Annotated in this window: 6 protein-coding genes; all 6 read left to right on the plus strand. The window is 33.2% G+C overall.

The genetic code is table 11. The features are described 5' to 3' along the window. The coding region (locus tag AC1DUW_RS26375) for a DUF2089 family protein (RefSeq protein WP_477643876.1) at positions 1-309 on the plus strand (309 nt) is incomplete at its 5' end. A 15-nt stretch (positions 310-324) separates the two neighbouring features. Continuing rightward, positions 325-714, plus strand: coding sequence for an SHOCT-like domain-containing protein (locus tag AC1DUW_RS26380; protein WP_053346210.1), 390 nt, complete (start codon positions 325-327; stop codon positions 712-714). A 10-nt stretch (positions 715-724) separates the two neighbouring features. Next, on the plus strand, positions 725-1,006 hold the full coding sequence (locus AC1DUW_RS26385) for a hypothetical protein (RefSeq protein ID WP_053348085.1): 282 nt from the start codon (positions 725-727) through the stop codon (positions 1,004-1,006). 133 nt (positions 1,007-1,139) lie between these two features. Further along, on the plus strand, positions 1,140-1,475 hold the full coding sequence (locus AC1DUW_RS26390) for a hypothetical protein (RefSeq protein ID WP_053346209.1): 336 nt from the start codon (positions 1,140-1,142) through the stop codon (positions 1,473-1,475). A gap of 142 nt (positions 1,476-1,617) precedes the next feature. Beyond that, positions 1,618-1,881: a hypothetical protein gene (locus AC1DUW_RS26395; RefSeq protein ID WP_053346208.1), complete on the plus strand. Its 264-nt coding sequence runs from the start codon at positions 1,618-1,620 to the stop codon at positions 1,879-1,881. A gap of 72 nt (positions 1,882-1,953) precedes the next feature. Continuing rightward, positions 1,954-2,133, plus strand: a complete 180-nt coding sequence (locus AC1DUW_RS26400) for a hypothetical protein (RefSeq protein ID WP_477643877.1) — start codon at positions 1,954-1,956, stop codon at positions 2,131-2,133. Positions 2,134-2,281 lie beyond the last annotated feature (148 nt).

Here is a 2,281-nt window from a genome sequence, read left to right on the forward strand (position 1 = left end):
AAGTTGCAGTGCTCTCATTGTCACACTACGATTGAAAATGAGTTTGAATTATCTAAGCTGGCATCCTTATCAAAGGATCAGCTTCATTTTGTGGAAGTATTTTTAACATGCAGAGGGAATATCAAAGAAGTTGAAAAGGAACTGGGGATTTCGTATCCAACGGTTCGAGGCAAGCTAACAGACATCATTTCATCCCTTGGATATGTGCAGAAGAAGAAAAATGAAGTAGACGAGAAAAAAGTTGTCACCATGTTGGAAAATGGCGAAATCACACCAGAAGAAGCCATTAAGCTCTTAAAAGAGGAATAGGGAGGAATTTATCATATGAAAGAGGAAATTACAAGAGTGTTAACAATGGTTCAAGAAGGGAAGATTGATGCAGATAAGGGATCAGAACTGATTCAAGTATTAAAAGAGAAAGAAGAAACAGGTAATAAGCTTTTTGAAAAACCGACTAAATATTTAGATAAAACATTAAAAATTCGTGTTGTATCAGCTGAAAATGATAACGTCACGGTCAATTTGCCTATAAAACTTGTCAAGGTAGTATTAATGGCTGGACACAGCATCGCAGCGAGTATTCCTCAATCGGAAAAATACATTAAAGATATAGACATAAGCCTTATTATTGAAGCAATCGAAAACGAATTAGATGGCCAAATTGTTGATATTAAATCGGCAAACGGGGATACCGTTTCGGTCATCATTGATTAGTGATTTGCTTGTGATGCATGTAAAAGTGAAAGCAAAAAACGTTCGGTTTTCCATCCCAATTCCATATGCTATTTTAAACATTGTTATTTCAATTTTGTCTTCAAAATTTTTTCAGCAAAATGCAAACAAATGGACAAAAGAGCACTTCGAAAGAAAAAAACTGGACTTTACCTTTCCACTAATAGACAAAAAAACGCTAAAGCCTATCGTCAAGGAACTGAAAAATTATAAGGGGATCGTGCTAGTAGATGTCAAAGCTAAGGACGGTACTGAGGTTAAGGTTAGACTATAATTTATTATAGAATACACCGACCACTGACTGGCATTTTGAAGAAAAAGCCTAATTTCTCGCTACAATACCGAGAAAATTGTAAAAAGACAATAAAGTTATTTTTAAGGTTAGTGAAGACTTAAGAGAGCAGTATTTGTTCTGGAAAAATCGGAGAAACGACTGTGCACATGCTAAAGGAAATACAATAAGTTATCCTCACGTAGAGAGTTTTTGGTTATTTCTTCAGTCAAATTTACCTAAATTTGTTGTAAATGGTGGAAGAGAATTTATTTTACAAGGCATTAAAAATCACTTTGATCCTACAGGCACTCCTGTTGGAACAACTATAGGCCCAAGTATTAATAAGATAAAAACTTCTATAGATATTGTTGATTATAAAGAATTCCTTCAAAAGTTAATGGATTTCTCTAAAGATTATGATTCAAAACATTACTCTTTGATTATGAATGATAATCTTGCAAATATGTAGCCTCGCTTATTTCAACTTCCTGAAGTGTATTGTGATTTATTAGTCGACATTCTGATAAGTGATCCTTCGTTTTGTTTGAGAATATTAAGAGCTAAACACCAAATTAGTTCAATATTTTCATAGGAAATCCACTTTTATAAGAATGTTATGGAAAAAGGATTTCGATGGTGAATCAGATTACAAAGTATTTGTTGAACTACTTAGGTATAACATTATTCCAGAAGATCAGTTAACCGAAGCGTATGATCATATGTTAGAGCATATTAGTCCACAGATTTTTGACGAGGAGAATGAATGGTGGTATGGCGAAGAAGGCCTTATTAATGAAAATGATAGGATGATTTTGTTAAATAGAGGGTTCTTCGACGAGTTTGAAAAATTGCATTCGAACGAAACGGAGATTTAGGGTACTGGGAGTCGGAGGGCTGTGGAAAATTAAAACTTAGCAAAAATTATCGATATTACAATTGATGTAGGTATGCCACGTTCAAGGTGGGAAGGTATCACTGCAATAGATATTAGAAAATATCTTATTAATCAGCTTAATAATGCACTAGAGTTAATGGTAAAAAGATTAAAAAAAGAAAAATATGATGTTAATGATTTTGAATTATGGACTGATTTTGCAAAAGTAAAAGAAGAATTCTTATTAAGTTAGCGAAATCTAAAATTATATATGAGGATTTACAAAAAACAAAAGCAGAACGCTCACTTTCGATGATACAAATTCCATTAAATAAAGGGTAAAAAAATCCAATGAAGCTTTGGAAGGAGAGAACGTAGTCTTGGGAAACTGTGGGTATAAT

The sequence above is a fragment of the Peribacillus sp. P4_C12 genome, from assembly GCF_056402095.1.

Bases quoted from the DNA above. Each gene is read 5' to 3' on its own strand.
- AC1DUW_RS26400 (WP_477643877.1), top strand. From the start codon at position 1,954: ATGCCACGTTCAAGGTGGGAAGGTATCACTGCAATAGATATTAGAAAA.
- AC1DUW_RS26380 (WP_053346210.1), top strand. From the start codon at position 325: ATGAAAGAGGAAATTACAAGAGTGTTAACAATGGTTCAAGAAGGGAAG.
- AC1DUW_RS26395 (WP_053346208.1), top strand. From the start codon at position 1,618: ATGTTATGGAAAAAGGATTTCGATGGTGAATCAGATTACAAAGTATTT.